15 protein-coding genes are annotated in these 16,511 nt (G+C 70.9%); 10 read left to right on the top strand and 5 right to left on the bottom strand.

From position 1 onward, the window contains the following. The first annotated feature begins 21 nt into the window (after window positions 1-21). From FMM06_RS16310 to FMM06_RS16300, 3 genes are read left to right on the top strand one after another with little or no spacing between them, the layout of a single operon-like run. Window positions 22-429 carry a hypothetical protein gene (locus FMM06_RS16310; protein ID WP_144335366.1) on the top strand — a complete coding sequence of 136 codons (408 nt, stop codon included), beginning with the start codon at window positions 22-24 and terminating at the stop codon, window positions 427-429. Window position 430: 1 nt separating this feature from the next. Beyond that, a complete protein-coding gene (crtD, locus tag FMM06_RS16305; protein WP_235889356.1) occupies window positions 431-1,891 on the top strand; it encodes a 1-hydroxycarotenoid 3,4-desaturase CrtD in 1,461 nt (486 codons plus the stop codon). Continuing rightward, a complete protein-coding gene (locus FMM06_RS16300; protein WP_235889355.1) occupies window positions 1,780-2,787 on the top strand; it encodes a hydratase in 1,008 nt (335 codons plus the stop codon). Before crtD ends, FMM06_RS16300 begins: the two co-directional genes overlap by 112 nt. On the opposite strand, the gene bchO is transcribed toward FMM06_RS16300, so the two are convergent. The 3 genes from bchO to bchI are packed head-to-tail and all read right to left on the bottom strand — an operon-like array spanning window position 2,747 to window position 6,344. Further along, window positions 2,747-3,619: an alpha/beta fold hydrolase BchO gene (bchO, locus tag FMM06_RS16295; protein ID WP_144335365.1), complete on the bottom strand. Its 873-nt coding sequence runs from the start codon at window positions 3,617-3,619 to the stop codon at window positions 2,747-2,749. The two genes, FMM06_RS16300 and bchO, sit on opposite strands and share 41 nt — an antisense overlap. Then, window positions 3,616-5,313, bottom strand: coding sequence for a magnesium chelatase subunit D (locus FMM06_RS16290; protein ID WP_144335364.1), 1,698 nt, complete (start codon window positions 5,311-5,313; stop codon window positions 3,616-3,618). The genes bchO and FMM06_RS16290 overlap by 4 nt, the downstream gene beginning before the upstream one ends. Then, entirely contained in the window at window positions 5,310-6,344 is a 1,035-nt protein-coding gene (gene bchI, locus FMM06_RS16285; RefSeq protein WP_144335363.1) for a magnesium chelatase ATPase subunit I, read from the bottom strand. Before bchI ends, FMM06_RS16290 begins: the two co-directional genes overlap by 4 nt. A 53-nt stretch (window positions 6,345-6,397) precedes the next feature. Here bchI and FMM06_RS16280 point away from each other — a divergent pair, with 53 nt between their 5' ends. Genes FMM06_RS16280 through FMM06_RS16265 form a run of 4 tightly spaced genes read left to right on the top strand, consistent with a single transcriptional unit; the run spans window position 6,398 to window position 10,002 of the window. Then, complete coding sequence (locus FMM06_RS16280; RefSeq protein WP_144335362.1) at window positions 6,398-6,883, top strand: TspO/MBR family protein; 486 nt, start codon at window positions 6,398-6,400, stop codon at window positions 6,881-6,883. 46 nt (window positions 6,884-6,929) lie between these two features. After that, window positions 6,930-7,703 (top strand): DUF2189 domain-containing protein, encoded by a 774-nt coding sequence (locus FMM06_RS16275; RefSeq protein WP_144335361.1) that lies wholly within the window; start codon window positions 6,930-6,932, stop codon window positions 7,701-7,703. Between the two features lie 43 nt (window positions 7,704-7,746). After that, a complete protein-coding gene (thrS, locus tag FMM06_RS16270) occupies window positions 7,747-9,747 on the top strand; it encodes a threonine--tRNA ligase (protein ID WP_144335360.1) in 2,001 nt (666 codons plus the stop codon). Next, window positions 9,748-10,002 carry a UvrB/UvrC motif-containing protein gene (locus FMM06_RS16265; protein ID WP_144335359.1) on the top strand — a complete coding sequence of 85 codons (255 nt, stop codon included), beginning with the start codon at window positions 9,748-9,750 and terminating at the stop codon, window positions 10,000-10,002. A 4-nt stretch (window positions 10,003-10,006) separates the two neighbouring features. Here the strand turns inward: FMM06_RS16265 and FMM06_RS16260 are convergent, their stop codons facing one another. Next, window positions 10,007-12,004, bottom strand: coding sequence for a CHASE3 domain-containing protein (locus FMM06_RS16260; RefSeq protein ID WP_144335358.1), 1,998 nt, complete (start codon window positions 12,002-12,004; stop codon window positions 10,007-10,009). A 106-nt stretch (window positions 12,005-12,110) separates the two neighbouring features. Here FMM06_RS16260 and FMM06_RS16255 point away from each other — a divergent pair, with 106 nt between their 5' ends. Genes FMM06_RS16255 through FMM06_RS16245 form a run of 3 tightly spaced genes read left to right on the top strand, consistent with a single transcriptional unit; the run spans window position 12,111 to window position 14,514 of the window. Continuing rightward, a complete protein-coding gene (locus tag FMM06_RS16255; RefSeq protein ID WP_144335357.1) occupies window positions 12,111-12,749 on the top strand; it encodes a glutathione S-transferase N-terminal domain-containing protein in 639 nt (212 codons plus the stop codon). Beyond that, on the top strand, window positions 12,746-14,044 hold the full coding sequence (locus FMM06_RS16250; protein WP_144335356.1) for a cytochrome P450: 1,299 nt from the start codon (window positions 12,746-12,748) through the stop codon (window positions 14,042-14,044). Before FMM06_RS16255 ends, FMM06_RS16250 begins: the two co-directional genes overlap by 4 nt. Before the next feature lie 38 nt (window positions 14,045-14,082). After that, window positions 14,083-14,514: an acyl-CoA thioesterase gene (locus tag FMM06_RS16245; RefSeq protein ID WP_144335355.1), complete on the top strand. Its 432-nt coding sequence runs from the start codon at window positions 14,083-14,085 to the stop codon at window positions 14,512-14,514. A gap of 151 nt (window positions 14,515-14,665) precedes the next feature. Here FMM06_RS16245 and FMM06_RS16240 read toward each other — a convergent pair whose 3' ends face one another. Then, the gene (locus FMM06_RS16240) at window positions 14,666-16,417 is read right to left on the bottom strand and encodes a PHA/PHB synthase family protein (RefSeq protein WP_235889354.1); all 1,752 of its coding nucleotides are present in this window, start codon (window positions 16,415-16,417) and stop codon (window positions 14,666-14,668) included. Window positions 16,418-16,511 lie beyond the last annotated feature (94 nt).

Here is a 16,511-nt window from a genome sequence, read left to right as displayed (position 1 = left end):
CGCGCCGCCGCAAACCCCGGCTTGACGCACCCACGCCGCGACCGGACAAGCATCGCGATGCCCGCCGCCGATCCCCGCATGACAGTGCGTGTCCGCCTCGGCGTGGCGCTGGCGGCGGTGCTTGGCGTCGTGCTGATCGGGCTGGGCGTGTCGTTCGTGCGGCCCGCCGCCGACGGGGTGCCGTGGCAGCGGCTGTTCGGCCTGCGCGAGATCTGGCTGGGCTGCTTCCTACTCGCGCTGATCGCCGCGCGGGCGTGGCAAGTGGTGTTCGTCTTCGTCGCCGCCCTGCTCGCGCTGCCGCTCGCCGACACTTTCGCGATGGCGGGCGGGCTCGGCTGGCGCGACGCGGCGGCGATCAACCTGCCCTATGTCGCGCCGCTGCTGCTGACCCTCGCGCTGCTGTGGCCGGTGCGGCCCCGGGCACGGTAGCGTGCCGGCAACAACCAAGCGCGTCGTCGTCGTCGGCGCAGGCATGGGCGGACTGACGGCGGCGGCCTTGCTGGCGGCGCGCGGCTTTGCGGTGACGGTCGTCGACGGAGGCCAGGCCCCGGGCGGCAAGATCCGCAGCCTCGATGTCGGCGGCGTCGGCGTCGAGGGCGGGCCGACCGTGTTCACGATGCGCTGGGTGTTCGACGAGGTCTTCGAGAGCTGCGGCGGCGCGCTCGACGACGCGGTGACGCTGCAGCCGGCGCACATCCTCGCGCGCCACGCCTGGGGGCCGGACCAGCGCCTCGACCTCTTCGCCGACGACGCCGCGAGCGCCGACGCCATCGGGGTGTTCGCAGGCGCCGCAGAGGCGCGCGGCTTCACCGCCTTCATGGCCGAGGCGCGAACGATCCGGCGCAACCTCGACGCACCCTTCCTGCGGGCGCCTGCCACCTCGCCGCTCGGCCTGACCATGCGCATGGGGCTCCGCGGCCTGCCCGGCCTGATCGGCATCCACCCGTTTTCGACGCTGTGGGGGCGGCTCGCGCATTATTTCGCCGATCCGCGGCTGCGCCAGCTGTTCGGGCGCTACGCCACCTATGCCGGGTCGTCGCCGTTCGAGGCGCCCGCGACGCTGATGCTGATCGCCGCGGTCGAGGCCGACGGCGTCTGGCTCGTCGATGGCGGCATGACCGCACTGGCGCGCGCGGTCGAGGGGCTGGGGCGGGCAAACGGCGCGACCTACCGCTACGGCGAGGCGGTCACCGGGGTCGGCAGGAGCCACGTGACACTGGCCAGCGGCGAGACGATCGAGACCGACGCCGTCGTCTGGGGCGGCGACCCGCAGGGGCTGCGCGGCCTGCTGCCCGGCGCGGTCAGGCCGCTCGACCCCCGCGACCGGTCGCTGTCGGGGCTGGTCTGGACGTGCGACGCGACCGTGCAAGGCTTCCCGCTGGTGCGCCACAACGTGTTCTTCTCGGGCGACTATGCGCGCGAGTTCGCCGAGCTGAAGGCCGGTCGCGCGCCGTTCGAACCCAGCGTCTATGTCTGCGCGCAGGACCGCGACGCCGACGACAGCCCCGCGACCGATCGCCCCGAACGCCTGCAACTGATTGTCAACGCGCCCGCGTTGCGCGACGGTGGCCGCGGGGAGGACGGGTTCGACGCATGCACGACAGCGACCTTCGAGCGGCTGCGGCAGTGCGGGCTGACCCTCGACATGCGGGCGAGCCGGCTGACGACGCCAGCGGACTTCGCGGCGGCCTTCCCGGGGTCGGCGGGGGCAATCTATGGCGCGGCGACGCACGGCCCGACCTCGGCGTTCAAGCGGCCGGGGGCGCGGACGAAGCTGCCGTGGCTGTACCTGGCGGGCGGCGCGACGCACCCGGGGGCGGGGGTGCCGATGGCGGCGCTGTCGGGCATCCAGGCAGCGCACGCACTCGCCCGGGACCACGCTTCGACCTGAACGTCGGCCCCCAGGGCTATGCCTGGTGGTACGTCGACGCGCTGAGCGACGACGGCACCCACGGCCTGACGATCATCGCCTTCATCGGCAGCGTCTTCTCGCCCTATTACTGGGCGCGTGGGCGGCGCGACCCGCTCGACCATGTCGCGCTGAACGTCGCGGTCTACCGCCCGGGCGGCAACCGCTGGGCGATGACCGAGCGCGGGCGCGGCGGGCTGCAACGCGACGCCGACGCGCTGACCATCGGGCCGAGCGCGATGCACTGGGACGGCGACGCGCTCGTCGTCGATTTCACCGAGGTCTGCGCGCCGATCCCGCGCAAGCTGCGCGGCACCGCGCGGATCACGCCCGACTGCCTCAACACCCAGGCCTTCCCGCTCGACCTCGCGGGGCGGCACGTCTGGCAGCCCGTCGCGCCGCGCGCGCGGATCGAGGTGACGCTGAGCGAGCCCGCGCTCAACTGGTCGGGCACGGCGTACGTCGACACCAATACCGGGACCGAGCCGCTCGAGGCCGGCTTCGCCGACTGGCAATGGTCGCGCGCGCACCTGAAGGCCGACACGGCGGTGTTCTACGAGGGCGTGCGGCGCGATCGCTCGACCTTCGCGCTGGCGCTGCGCTTCGACGAACAGGGCCGGGCCGAGACGGTCGAGATGCCGCGACCCGCGCCGCTGCCGCGCACCGGCTGGCGGGTCAACCGATCGTCCCGCGCCGACGACGGCATCGCGCAAGTTGTCCGGACATGGGAGGATTCGCCCTTCTACGCGCGCTCGACGGTCGCGGCGCGGCTGTTTGGGGAGGACACGATGGCGGTGCACGAATCGCTGTCGCTCGACAGCTTCCGCCACCCTCTGGTCAAGGCGATGCTGCCGTTCCGGATGCCGCGACGATCATAGCCGCGAAGTTCGCGGGGTCCTCCTCGTGCATCAGATGCCCGCCCGCCAGAGCGATCAGGCGCGCGCCGGGCACGAGAGCGGCGACCTCGCGCGACACCCTTGGAGGCACGGTCGTGTCGCTGTCGCCTGCGATCAGCACCAGCGGCGCGGCGACGCGGGGCAGGTCGCGCTTCAGCCCCGCAAGGTCCCAGTTCGACATCATGCCGAGCGTCCCCGCGACATGTCCCGACCGGCGGAACAGCCGCGAATAGAGGTCGATGCCGCGCGCATCGAGGCGGCTGCCGGTCGACGCGATGACGCGCGCCACCGCGCCCGGGCGCGACGCCTGGAAGCTCATGATCGCGGGCATCAGCGGGTTGACGAATAACAGCCGCGCGACCGCCGGGAACAGCCGCTGTGCGATACCCGGGAACGGCAGCATCGCGCCGTTGAGCGCCACTACCGGAACGCCGGGCAGGTGCCCGTCGAGGCCGAGGCGCAGCGCTACGCCCGCGCCCGCCGAATGCGCCGCGACCAGCGCCGGGGCCATGCCGAGTTCTGCCAGCAGCGCCGCGACGCCGCGCGCCATGCCGGGCATCGTCAGCCCGCTCGCGCCCGGCGTCGCGGTGAAGCCGTGGCCAGGCAGATCGGGCGCGACGACGGTATAGTCCTTCGCGAGCAGCGGCAGCACGTCGCGCCAGCTATGCGTCGCGGCGCCCGCGCCGTGGAGGAGGAGCAGCACCGGGCCTTGACCCGCGACCTGCACATGCCAGCGCAGGCCGCCCGCGCCGACGAAGCGACTGTGTTCGCGGTTGGGCCAGTCGCGGCCGTCGGTCACCCAGTCGGGTTTCACGCGGCGCGCACCGCGTCGGCGATGCCGCCCGCCTCGACGCGCGGCAGGAAGATGTAGCGCGCGCCCAGCACGCCCGCGAAGGCGCGCGTCTCGGCACGCGGGCGCGGCGCGGTGTCGATCAGCGCGCTGGCGATGCCGGCGTCGGCGATGGCGCGCGCCGCCGCGTCGGCGTCGAGGACCGCCTGCGCCCGCCCGGCCTCGGGCACCCGTGCGACGTTGCCGCGCCCGTCGGTCAGGATCACCAGCTGCGGCGTCCGCCCCCGCGCGCGTTCGGCGAGTGCCAGCGTCAGCGCCATGTCGAGCCCCGCCGCGAGCGGCGTGCCGCCCCCGCCCGCGAGTTCGGCGAGCGCCCGGCGTGCACGAGTCAGCGACCGCGTCGGCGGCAGCAGCAGCGTCGCCCCCTGGCCCCGGAACGTGACCAGCGCGACCTGGGTGCGCAGCACGTACGCCTGCGCCAGCAGCAGCTCGACCGCCCCCTTGGCCTCCGCCAGCCGCGCCAGCGCCGCCGAGCCGCTGGCGTCGACGACGACGATCGCGGTCGTCTCGGCGCGTGTCTCGAAACGCCGGATGCGCAAGTCGTCGCGGTGGACGATGACGCGGCCCTCAGTCGCGCCGCGCGCCCGCTGCCACACCGCCGCAGCGCCGAGCGTCGCCGCCAGCGCCAATCGCTTGCCGCCCCCGGGCATCCCCGACCGCGTCCCCGCAGGCCGCCCGCGCCGCCACGACGGCCGCCGTTCGCCCGCGCCGCGCCCGCCCTCGGGCCCCGGCTTCCGGCTGCGGCGGCGCTTGACGGTGCCGCTCAGCAGGTCGGCGGGCACCGCGCTGCGGGCTGCGGCGAGGACGAGGTCGGTCAGGGCATCGGCCGCCTGTGCGCGCGCCTCGCTGTCGGCATCGCCGCCCGACGGCTCGCCGTCCTCGCCCGGCGGCGGCGGATCGGCGGGCGGCGCGTCGCCCTGCGCCGCTTCGGGCTCGGCGTCGGGCAGGCGCGTCGCGCGCGGTCCCAGCACGAGGCGTGCGGCGAGCGCCACGTCCTCGTCCTCGATTTCCCTACGCCCCGCCAAGGCCGCAGCCGCCCGCGCCGCACGCAAAGCGAAGATCGTCGCGCGGGCCGAATCGACGCCCAGCACCAGCGCCGCGCCGCACAGCGCTGCGAGGATGTCGGGCGACGGTGCCGCCAACTCCGCCAGCCGCGCCCTTGCTGCGACAACCAGCGCCGGATCGCCCGGCGCCTTGTCCGCCGAAATCCACAGCCCCGCGCGTTCGGCGAGCGACGTCGCGACGGCCTCGTCGTCGACGCCCTCGTCGAGCAATACCACCCCGACCCGCGCCGCCGACCGCCCGCCCGCGCCGTCGCGCTCGACGACGACCTCGCCTGCGTCGAGCACCCCCGCCAGTCGCCCCGCGAGCCCGTCGCCGAGGCGTTCGGCCATCGGCACGACGATCACCCCGCCATCGGCCTCCGCCAGCAGGCCCCGCGCGACCACCGGCCGCCCGGCAGCAAGCGTCGCCGCGACATCGAGCCCGCCGAGCAGCCGCGCATCGTCGATCCCCGACGGCAGGCGCCGCGGCGGCGTCTCCAGCCGTTCGGTCAGGTCGGCCAGCCAACGGTCGCGCCCACCGTCCGCGGGGCCGCGCAGCACGATGCCGCCGAGGCCGAGCGGGTCGACGGCGAAGAGTTCGAGGGCGGCGGTCAAGCCGCGAGCGGCACCGCGTCCGCTCCCTGCATTTCCGCCAGCGCCCGCGCGATGCGTGCCGTCGACCCCGTCTCGTCGAGGACGCCGCGGCGCAGCCGGTGCCGAAGCGCCATCGGCGCGACACGCGCGATGATCGCGGGCGTCACCTCCGACGCGCCGTCGAGTGCCGCGAGCGCGCGGCCCGAGCGCATCAGTGTGAGTTCACCGCGCAGGCCGTCGGCACCCACCGTCATGCACAGCCGCGACGCGAACTCGAGCGTCGCGTCGGGGACCACGACGTAGGGCAGCGCCTCATGGGCGTTGGCGATCTGGCGCAGCACCTTGGCCTCCTCGCGCTTCCACTCGGCGGCGAAGGAGTCGGGGGTGCGCTCATAGGCGTCGCAGCGCTTGAGGATCTCGACGCGCTCGCTCAGCACCTGCGGGGTGCGAACTTCAACGGAGAGCCCGAAGCGGTCGAGCAGCTGGGGGCGCAGCTCGCCCTCCTCGGGGTTGCCGCTGCCGACCAGCACGAAGCGCGCCGGGTGGCGGACGCTGAGCCCCTCGCGCTCGACGAGATTCTCGCCGCTGGCCGCGACATCGAGCAGCAGGTCGACGAGGTGATCCTCGAGCAGGTTGACCTCGTCGATGTACAGGAAGCCACGATGCGCACGCGCCAACAGGCCGGGTTCGAAGCGCTTCTCACCGCGCGTCAGCGCCGCCTCGAGGTCGAGCGCGCCGACCACCCGGTCCTCGGTCGCACCGAGGGGCAGGTCGATGAACGGTACCTTCCCCTTGATCGCCTTGCCCTTGGCGGCGGCGGAGCACGCCGTGTAGCGCCCCCGGTCGGCGGGGTCGGCGTTGAAGCGGCTGCCCTCGACCAGCGCGATCGGCGGCAACAACGCGGCAAGGGCACGAACGGCGGTCGACTTGCCCGTGCCGCGGTCGCCGAACACCATGACGCCGCCGATGCGCGCGTCGACCGCGGCGATCAGCAGCGCCGACTTCATCTCGTCCTGGCCGACGATGGCGGAGAAGGGGAACGGTGCACTCATGCGCCGGTTGTGTAACATGGCAGGTGCGCAAACAAGCGCGTGCAGGGACAATCATGCAGACGGCTATTTTTGTCGCAGGCGGCATCGCGCTCGTGCTGGGCGCGCTGGGCGGCGCGACCTCGCCGATCACGTCGTGGTACGACGATCTGAAGAAGCCGCGCTGGCAGCCGCCGAAATGGCTGTTCGGTCCGGCCTGGGGTGTCATCCTGGCGTGCGCGGCGACCGCCGCGGTGCTCGGCTGGAACGCCTCGACGGGCAGCGCCGCGCGCACCGACCTGCTCATCGCGTTCGGCGTCAACGCGGTGTTCTTCATCGGCTGGAGCCCGTTGTTCTTCGTCGCGCGGCGGCCCGACTGGGCGATGATCGAATGGGTCTTCCTGTGGGCATCGGTCGCCGCGGGGACGCTGGTGGTGGCGCGCGTGTCCGACCTCGGCGGGCTGTTCATGGTGCCCTATCTGGCGTGGGTCAGCTTTGCCGGCGTCCTCAACCGCGCCATCGTGATCCGGAACCGGCCGTTTGCGGGAAGGGTTGCGGGCTGACGCGAACCGGTTAGTCTTCGCTGCCGAGTAACGGAGCACGCCCGCCATGGACGACACCGCCGAGCACGCCGTTTCGCCCGTTCGCAACATCACCGGCGCCGATTTGAGCTGGGCGCTGAAACAGGGCTGGGCCGATTTCCGGGAAAAGCGCGGCGACCTGCTGCTGCTGCCGCTGATCTATCCGGTGGTCGGGCTGCTCGCCTCGGCATTCGCGTTCAACAACCGGCTGTTCCCGCTGATCTTCCCGCTCGTCGCCGGTCTGTCGATCCTCGGGCCCGCGGTGGCTGCCGGCTTCTACGAACTCGCGAAGCGCCGCGAGACCGGTCAGGACAGCAGCTGGTTCCACTTCCTCGATCCGCTGCGCGGCCGCTCGCGCCTGCCGATCTTCGTGCTCACCGCCGTGCTGGCGGGCCTGTTCCTCGCCTGGCTGGCCGCCGCCTGGGCGATCTACGGCGCGACGCTGGGGCAGCTGGGGCCGTCGACCCCGTCCGAATTCCTGCGCGACCTGTTCGCGACGCGCGAGGGTCTGAAGATGATCCTGCTCGGCAATCTGGCGGGCGCTGCCTTCGCGATCGCGACGCTCAGCGTGTCGGTCGCGTCCTTCCCGATGGTCGTCGACAAGCCCGTCGACGCGCTCGCCGCGATCCAGACCTCGATGGCCGCGGTCGCCAAGAACCCGATGACGATGATCCGCTGGGGGGTCACCGTCGTCGCCATCCTGGCACTCGGCGCACTGCCGCTGTTCGTCGGCCTCGCGGTCGCGCTGCCGGTGCTGGGGTACGCGACGTGGCACCTCTATACGCGGGTCGTCGCGCGCTGAATGGTTGACTAAGGCGGCGCGAGGCAGGCAAGTCCCCGCCGCCATGTCAGACCTGATCACCCTCACCCTGCCCGACGGTTCCAGCCGCGAAGTCGCGCGGGGGACGACGCCGGCGGAGGTTGCCGCGAGCATCGGGCCGGGGCTGGCCAAGGCGGCGCTGGCGGCGCGCGTCGACGGCGAGCTGCGCGATCTGTCGCGGCCGATCCTGGGCGACGCGAGCCTCGCGCTCGTCACCGTCAAGGACGAGGCGGTCGCGCTCGAACTCGCGCGCCACGATTACGCGCACGTGCTGGCCGAAGCCGTGCAGAAGCTTCATCCCGGCACGCAGATCACCTTCGGTCCGTCGACCGACGACGGCTTCTATTACGACTTCGCGCCCGTGCGGCCGTTCACCGAGGACGACCTGCCGGCGATCGAGGCCGAGATGCGCGCCGTCATCGCGCGCGACCAGCGGCTGGTGCGCGAGGAATGGCCGCGCGACCGGCTGATCGCGCACTTCAAGGCGCACGGCGAGGCGTTCAAGGCCGAATGGGCGGCCGAGATGCCCGACGACGAGGTGCTGACGATCTACCGCGCCGGCGACCAGGAAGATTCGTGGCTCGACATGTGCCGCGGGCCGCATCTGCCCTCGACCGGCAAGCTCGATCCAAACGCTTTCAAGCTGACGCGCGTGTCGGGTGCCTATTGGCGCGGCGACCAGGCGAACGCGATGCTGAGCCGCATCTACGGCACCGGCTGGCTCAACAAGAAGCAGCTCGATGCGCATCTGGTGCAGCTCGAGGAGGCGGCGAAGCGCGACCATCGCCGCATCGGGCAGGACATGGACCTGTTCCACCTGCAGTCCGAAGCGCAAGGGTCGGTGTTCTGGCACCCCAAGGGCTATGTGCTGTGGCGCGCGCTGGAGGCGTACATGCGCCGCCGCCTCGATGCCGGCGGCTACCGCGAGGTCAAGACTCCGCAGCTGATGGCGGCGCGGCAGTGGGAGCAGTCGGGGCACTGGGGCAAGTACCGCGAGAACATGTTCGTCGTGCCCGACGAGATCCCCAATACCGACGACGCGGCAGCGATCTTCAGCGGTACCGCCGACCTGCTGGCGCTCAAGCCCATGAACTGCCCGGCGCACGTGCTGATCTTCCGCCAGGGCATCAAGTCGTACCGCGACCTGCCGATCCGCATGGCCGAATTCGGCTGCTGCCACCGAAACGAGCCGCACGGCGCGCTGCACGGCATCATGCGCGTCCGCCAGTTCACGCAGGACGATGCGCACATCTTCTGCACCGCCGAGCAGCTGATCGAGGAGGTGCGGATCTTCTGCGACCTGCTCGACGCGGTGTACAAGGACCTGGGGTTCGACGGTTACGCGATCAAGCTCGCGCTACGCCCCGACAAGCGCTTCGGGTCCGAGGAGATGTGGGACTGGTCGGAGCAGTCGCTGCGCGACGCGGTCAGGGCGACCGGGCGCGACACGCCCGAGTTCGGCTGGGAGGAACTGCCCGGCGAAGGCGCCTTCTATGCCCCCAAGCTCGAATTCCACCTGACCGACGCGATCGGCCGGACATGGCAGGTCGGCACGATCCAGACCGACACCGTGCTGCCCGAGCGGCTCGACGCGAGCTATGTCGGCGAGGACGGCGAGCGCCACCGCCCGATCATGCTCCACCGCGCGATCCTGGGATCGTTCGAGCGCTTCATCGGCATCCTGATCGAACATCATGCCGGCAAGTTCCCGCTGTGGCTGGCCCCCGTGCAGGCGGTGGTCGCGACGATCGTGTCCGACGCCGACGCCTATGCCGGCGACGTCGCGGCGGCGCTGACCAAGGCGGGGCTGCGCGTCGAGACCGACCTCCGGAACGAGAAGATCAACTACAAGGTGCGCGAGCACAGCCTGGCGAAAGTGCCCTACCTGATCGTCGTCGGACGCCGCGAGGCCGAGGAGGGCACCGTCGCGCTGCGCCCGCTGGGCGGCGGCGAGCAGGTCGTGCTGCCGCTGGCCGAGGCCATCGCGCGCCTCGCCGGCGAGGCCGTGCCGCCCGATCTTCGCTGAATGGCGACCACCCGCGAGACCCTGGAAACGCAGATGCGCGCCGCCGCGGCTGCGAACGACTTCGAACTCGCGGCGCGGCTGCGCGACGAGCTGAAGGCGTTGCGCGATGCCGATACGGCGCGCGAGGCGGGCGAGCTCTACCGGCAGCAGCCGGGCGGCATGGGGCTCGGCACGAGCCAGCAGCGCATGGAGCCGCCGCCCGGCTGGGTGCGGCCGAAGAAGCCCGATCCGATGACCAAGGGCCGGAAGCGCTAGGAGGCTAGCCCACCACCCGGTTGACGCCGCCGCCGTCGAGCACCTGGCGGACCTTGACCGCCAGCGCCTCGACCGAGAAGGGCTTGGACAGGAACGCCACCTGTGCGTCGAGCATGCCGTTGTGGACGACGGCGTTGCGCGTGTAGCCCGTCGTGTACAGCACCGGCAGGCCGGGGCGCAGCGCCTGCGCCGCCTCGGCAAGCTCGCGGCCGTTGCGGCCCGGCATGACGATGTCGGTGAACAGCAGGTCGATGCGCTGTTCGGTGGCGATCGTCGCCAGCGCCTCGTCGGCGTTGCCGGCATGCACCACCAGATAGCCGAGGTCGCGCAGCGCATCGACGGTGACCAGGCGGACATTGGCCTCGTCCTCGACGACGAGCACGGTCTCGCCCTCGGCGGCGCGCGGCAGTTCGCCCGCGGCCATCACGATCTTGTCGGGCCCGTCGGCGCCGGTCCAGCGCGGCATGTACAGCTTTACCGTCGTCCCCTTGTCCGCCTCCGAGTAGATTTTGACGTGGCCGCCGGTCTGCTTGACGAAGCCATAGACCTGGCTGAGCCCCAGCCCCGTGCCCTTGCCGACGCCCTTGGTCGTGAAGAACGGGTCGAACGCCTTGGCGATCACCGATTCGGGCATGCCGCTGCCGGTGTCGGTCACGCAGATCACGACATATTGCCCGGGCTCGACGTCGGCGTGGCTCGCCGCATAGGCGTCGTCGAGGTGGGTGTTGGCGGTCTCGATGGTCAGCTTGCCCGTGCCCCCCATCGCGTCGCGGGCATTGACCGCGAGGTTGACGATGGCGTTCTCCAGCTCGCCCGCGTCGGCGTAGGTGCGCCACAGGCCGCCCGCCAGCACGGTCTCGATCTGGATCGCCTCGCCCAGCGTGCGGCGCAGCAGTTCGGAGATGTTGCCGACGAAGGTGTTGGGATTGATCGGCTCGGGCGCCAGCGCCTGCTGGCGCGAGAAGGCGAGCAGCCGCGCGGTCAGCGTCGCCGCGCGCTTTGCCCCGTCCATCGCGTTGTCGAGATAGCGCAGCACCTTGCCCGTCGGGTCTTCGAGGCGGCGACGCGCGAGGTCGAGGCTGCCGATGACGATCGCCAGCATGTTGTTGAAGTCGTGCGCGATGCCGCCGGTCAACTGGCCCAGCGATTCGAGCTTCTGCATTTGGCGGACCTGCGATTCGGCGACCTCCTTGGCGGCGATCTCCTCCTTCAGCGCGGCGTTCGACGCGGCGATCTCGGCGGTGCGCAGCGCGACCGCCGTCTCCAGCGTGCCGCGCGCCCGTGCCGCCTCCTCGGCGAGCGCGGTGGCACGCCGGGCGCGGAGCAGCGCCGTCACCGCCGCCCCGCCCGAGACGAGCGCCAGCGCGAGCAGCGCGATACCGATCACCCAGACCGCGCGCGCCGCCTCGCGCACCTCGGCGCCTGCGGCGCGCGCGACGGCGGCGCGGGTCACCAGGAACTGACGCTCCTCCTCGACGATTGCGGCGATCGCCGTGCGGATCTGGCTGATGTTCACCTCTCCGACGCCGCTGCGCACCGCGGCGATCAACGGCGTGATTTCGCCGCTCCGGACGCTCGCCTCGTTGGTCCGCATGCGGTCGAGCTGCGTCTTGATCAGCGCGTCCAGCCAGTCGATGCGCCGCTGCTGCCGCGGGTTGTCGCGGGTCATGCGGCGCAACTGGGCGGTCAGCCCCGGCACCCGCCCGACCGCCGCGCTATACACCGGCAGATAGGCGCTATCGTTGGTGATCAGCGCGCCGCGCATGCTGCGCTGCGCATCGAACAGGCTCGATTGCAGCCGCTCGGCCGTCAGCATTACGCGATAGGTGTGCAGCTGCCATTCCTCGGCATGCTGACGGCTCTCGTCGGCGCGCTGCGCGGCGAGCAGCAGCGTGACCAGCAAGATGCCGAAGCCGGCCGTGCCGCCGAGCGCGAGCAGCCACAGCAGCGGCTGCCGCAGCCCCCGCCGCCGCGTGTCCGTTCCGGTCGTATCGCTGCTCACCGTCCCCGCTGCTGTCTGGCCTCTATGCCCCTGTTATTGTCCGGGGACAGGGTTGGCAACGTGCGGAGCGGCTGGCATCGTCGCACCACCCTGGGGAGCCATGCCGATGATCGACCTCTATTATTGGCCGACGCCGAACGGCCACAAGATCACGATGATGCTGGAGGAGTGCGGCTTCGACTATCGCATCCATCCGGTCGACATCGGCAAGGGCGCGCAGTTCGAGCCCGACTTCCTGAAGATCGCGCCGAACAACCGCATGCCGGCGATCGTCGATCCGGAGCCGGGTGACGATGGTGCCCCCTTGAGCGTCTTCGAATCCGGGGCGATCCTGCTGTACCTGTCGAAGAAGGCGAAGCGCTTCGGCGGCGATAGCTTGCGCGAGCGCGTCGCGGTCAAGGAATGGCTTTTCTGGCAGGTCGGCGGGCTGGGCCCGATGGCGGGGCAGGCGGCGCACTTCACGCGCTTCGCGCCCGAGAAGATCGAATACGGCATCAAGCGCTACACCGACGAGACGCGGCGCCTGATCGGCGTCATGGACCGGCGGCTGGCCGACCATGAGTTCCTCGCCGGCGCGGCGTACAGCGTTGCCGACATGACGAGCTATCCCTGGGCGCTGGCGGCGGCGAACTTCGGGGTGACCGAGGACGCGACGCACGTCGGGCGCTGGAGCGAGAGCATCAAGGCGCGGCCCGGCACCGTGCGCGCCTATGCCCGCGCCGCCGACGCGCAGCCACCCGCATGAAGCCGTTCGGGGGGTTCAGCCGCGACACGATCGACGATGTGCTGGTCAATCCGCAGGCGACCGCCGACGGATCGGTGCACGACGCCTATCGGACCCTGCGCGCCGACGACCCAGTGCACTGGTGCACGCCGGCAGGCTTTCGCCCGTTCTGGGCGATCACCCGCCACGCCGACATCCACGCGGTCAGCAAGGCCAACGACCGCTTCGTCAACCGGCACCGCACCTATCTCGCGCCGATCGAGGCCGAGAAATGGACGCTCGCGACCGTCGGCGACACGCACCTGTTCCGCACCCTGGTCGACCTCGACGACCCCGAGCACATGAAGCTGAGGAAGCTGACCAACAGCTGGTTTCTGCCGCCGAACCTCAAGCGTCTCGAGGGCGAGATCGCGAGCCTCGCCAAGGCCGCGGTCGACGGCATGGCGGGGCGCGACCGTTGCGATTTCGTCGAGGATGTCGCGCTGCTCTACCCCTTGCGCGTCATCATGCGCGTCCTCGGCCTGCCGCCCGAGGACGAGCCGCGGATGCTCAAGATGACGCAGGAGATGTTCGGCCCGCAGGACCCCGACGTCGTCGCACGCTCGGCGCGGATCACCGCCGGCGCCGGCGCGGTCGCGGGGTCGGGCGACCCGCAGGTCGACCTGTTCGCGCTGGCACAGGAGTATTTCGGCTATTTCGGCGCGGTGACTGCAGCCCGCCGGGCGAACCCCCAGGACGACGTGTCGACCGTCATCGCCAACGGCATGATCGACGGCGCGCCGATCGGCGAGCGCGAGGCGATGAGCTATTACGTCATCGTCGCCACCGCCGGCCACGACACGACGAGCTCGACCGCCGCGGCCGGCATGCTCGAACTCATCCGCGCCCCTGCCGAGCTGGCGAAGCTGCGCGCCGACCCGGGCCTGCTGCCGGGTGCGGTCGAGGAGATGATCCGCTGGGCGACGCCGGTAAAGCACTTCATGCGCACTGCGACGGTTGATACCGAGATCGGCGGCAAGACCATCCGCGCCGGCGACGCGCTGTGCCTGTTCTACGCCTCGGGCAACCGCGACGAGCGCGTGTTCGACGACCCCGACAGTTTCCGCGTCGACCGCACGCCGAACCCCCAGATTGCCTTCGGCCACGGCGTCCACCAGTGCCTCGGCCTGCACCTCGCGCGCCTCGAAATCCGCGCATTGTTCGCCGAGCTGCTGCCGCGCCTGGCGCACGTCGAGCTCGCGGGCGAGCCACGCAGCACGATCGCCAATTTCGTCAGCGGGCTGAAGACGCTGCCGATCCGTTACCGGCTCGACTAACCGGACGGGATGTTTCACGTGAAACACAGGAACCGATTATGCGTGACGACCCGCGCCGCCGCCTGATCGACAACTACCCCTGGCGCATCGACCTCGAGACGCGTTTCACCGACATGGACATCAACCGCCACCTCAACAATGTCGCGGTGGCGCGGTTGTACGAGGAGGCGCGCGTGCGCTTCAACCACGGCCTGTGGCGTGCCCACCCGACGATCGACCGGCCGCATTACCTGATCGGCCACGTCGCAATCGATTATCTGGGCGAGGGGTCGTACCCGGCGCCGGTTACCGTCGGCTACGGCGTCGGCTCGATCGGCACCAAGAGCTACCGCACCGCGATGGGGCTGTTCCAGGGGGGCGCGTGCATCGGGTTGAGCGACGCTGTGATGGTGTACCGCGGGCCCGAGGGGCCGGCGCCGATTCCCGATGGGTTGCGGGCGATTTTGGAGGGGTGGGCGCTCAGGGGGTAGTCGGTCGCACCGTTTTTTCGTCATCCCCGCGAAGGCGGGGACCCAAAGTCACCGGGTTTTTTTAGCGGAGGGGCCCTGCGCCTGTAATTGAGAGCAGTGACCTTGGGTCCCCGCCTTCGCGGGGATGACGAACAAAAGCCGAGCGCGGCCCTTAAATCCGCTCCTTCACATACCGCCCCGGCGCATCCTCGATCGCCTGCAGCGGCCCCTCGCCGGGTACGCGCGGCGGCACTTTCGCGCCCGATTGCGGCGCCAGCCACGCCATCCAGTCGGGCCACCAGCTGCCCTTGTGCTCGGTCGCGCCCTCGACGAACGCATCGAGCGTCGGCGCGTCGGCGGGGCCGGTCCAGTGCTGGTACTTCATCTGGCTCGGCGGGTTGACGACACCCGCGATATGCCCCGACCCCGCGAGCACGAAGCGCGACGGGCCGCCGAGGATACGCGAGATGCGGTACGCCGACCGCGCCGGCGCGATATGGTCCTCCTTGCCGCCCTGCACGTAGCTCGGCGTCATGACCGTCGACAGGTCGATCGGCACGCCCGCGACGCTGATCCCGCCGGGTTCGATCAGCTTGTTGTCGCGGTACAGGTCGCGCAGATAGCTCTGGTGCCACAGCGCCGGCACGTTGGTCGCGTCCGAGTTCCAGTAGAGCAGGTCGAAGGGCAGATAATCCTTCCCCAGCATGTAGTTGTTGACGACATAGTTCCAGATCAGGTCGTTCGACCGCAGCATGTTGAACGTCGACGCCATGTAGCGGCCGTCGAGCACGCCCTTGCCCTCGGTCAGCTTGGCGATGCCGTCGAGCTGCGCATCGTCGACGAAGACCGACAGGTCGCCGCAGTCGCCGAAGTCGACCTGCGCGGTGAAGAAGGTCGCGCTCGCCACCTTGTCGGCCTCGCCCTTGGCGGTCAGGTACGCCAGCGCCGCCGCCAGCGTCGTGCCCGCGACGCAGTAGCCGATCGTGTGGGTCGAGGGCGCACCGGTCGCCTCGAGCACCTTGGCGATCGCCATGATCATGCCCTCGCCGATGTACGAATCGAGGGTCACGTCGGCGATCGACGCGTCGGCGTTCTTCCAGCTGACGACGAACACCGTCAGCCCCTGCTCGACCGCCCAGCGGATGAAGCTCTTCTCCGGCGTCAGGTCGAGGATGTAGAATTTGTTGATCCACGGCGGGAAGATCAACAGCGGCGTCTCGAACACGTCCGGCGTCGTCGGCGTGTACTGGATCAGCTGGAACAGGCGATTTTCGAACACCACCTTGCCCGGCGTCACGGCAACGTTGCGCCCGACCTCGAACGCCGTCTCGTCGGTCATCCGCATCCGCCCGGCCTTCAGGTCGTCGAGCAGATGGTCGAGACCCTTGAGCAAATTCTCGCCGCCGGTGTCGATCGTCGCCTTCAGAACCTCGGGGTTGGTCAGCGGATAGTTGGACGGGCTCAGCGCGTCGACGAACTGCTTGGTGTGGAACAGCGCCTTCGCCTTGTCGCGGGCGTCGAGGCCGTCGAGGTTCGCGGTCGCGTCGAGGATATACTGCGAGGCGAGCAGATAGGATTGCCGCATCAGGTCGAACGCCGGCACCTCGCCCCACGCCTCGCCCTTGAAACGCTTGTCCTTGACCTGCGGCTTGTCGGCGCCGGGCGTCAGGAACGACTGCCACAGCGCCAGGCTGTCGGTCATGAAGCGCGTCTGCATCTCGACCAGCTTCGCCGGGTCGGCGGCGGCCGCAGCGGCGACCTTCTGCCAGGTCGCCATCATGCCGAACGGATCGGGGTTGGCGTCGGCGGCGGGCTCGCGCGTCATGAACTCCAGCATCGTCTGCTGGCCGCGCCCGATCAGGTCGGTCCAGCGCTGGAACTGTTCGAGCGGCTCGACGGCAGGCGGCGAGGTTTCGGCGGTCATCGGCTTCTCCATCCCCGCCGCCTGTCTACGCGCGCGCCGCCACTCGCGATACCCCGCGCGGGGCTTGGCGACCGCTACGTTTCGGGTCTAGCAT

This window comes from Glacieibacterium frigidum, assembly GCF_007097155.1.
GTDB lineage: Bacteria > Pseudomonadota > Alphaproteobacteria > Sphingomonadales > Sphingomonadaceae > Glacieibacterium > Glacieibacterium frigidum.
This window is presented reverse-complemented; position numbering and strand designations above follow the sequence as displayed.

Bases quoted from the DNA above. Each gene is read 5' to 3' on its own strand.
- bchI (WP_144335363.1), bottom strand. From the start codon at position 6,344: ATGAGTGCACCGTTCCCCTTCTCCGCCATCGTCGGCCAGGACGAGATG.
- FMM06_RS16280 (WP_144335362.1), top strand. From the start codon at position 6,398: ATGCAGACGGCTATTTTTGTCGCAGGCGGCATCGCGCTCGTGCTGGGC.
- FMM06_RS16245 (WP_144335355.1), top strand. From the start codon at position 14,083: ATGCGTGACGACCCGCGCCGCCGCCTGATCGACAACTACCCCTGGCGC.
- FMM06_RS16255 (WP_144335357.1), top strand. From the start codon at position 12,111: ATGATCGACCTCTATTATTGGCCGACGCCGAACGGCCACAAGATCACG.
- FMM06_RS16265 (WP_144335359.1), top strand. From the start codon at position 9,748: ATGGCGACCACCCGCGAGACCCTGGAAACGCAGATGCGCGCCGCCGCG.
- FMM06_RS16275 (WP_144335361.1), top strand. From the start codon at position 6,930: ATGGACGACACCGCCGAGCACGCCGTTTCGCCCGTTCGCAACATCACC.
- thrS (WP_144335360.1), top strand. From the start codon at position 7,747: ATGTCAGACCTGATCACCCTCACCCTGCCCGACGGTTCCAGCCGCGAA.
- FMM06_RS16250 (WP_144335356.1), top strand. From the start codon at position 12,746: ATGAAGCCGTTCGGGGGGTTCAGCCGCGACACGATCGACGATGTGCTG.
- FMM06_RS16240 (WP_235889354.1), bottom strand. From the start codon at position 16,417: ATGACCGCCGAAACCTCGCCGCCTGCCGTCGAGCCGCTCGAACAGTTC.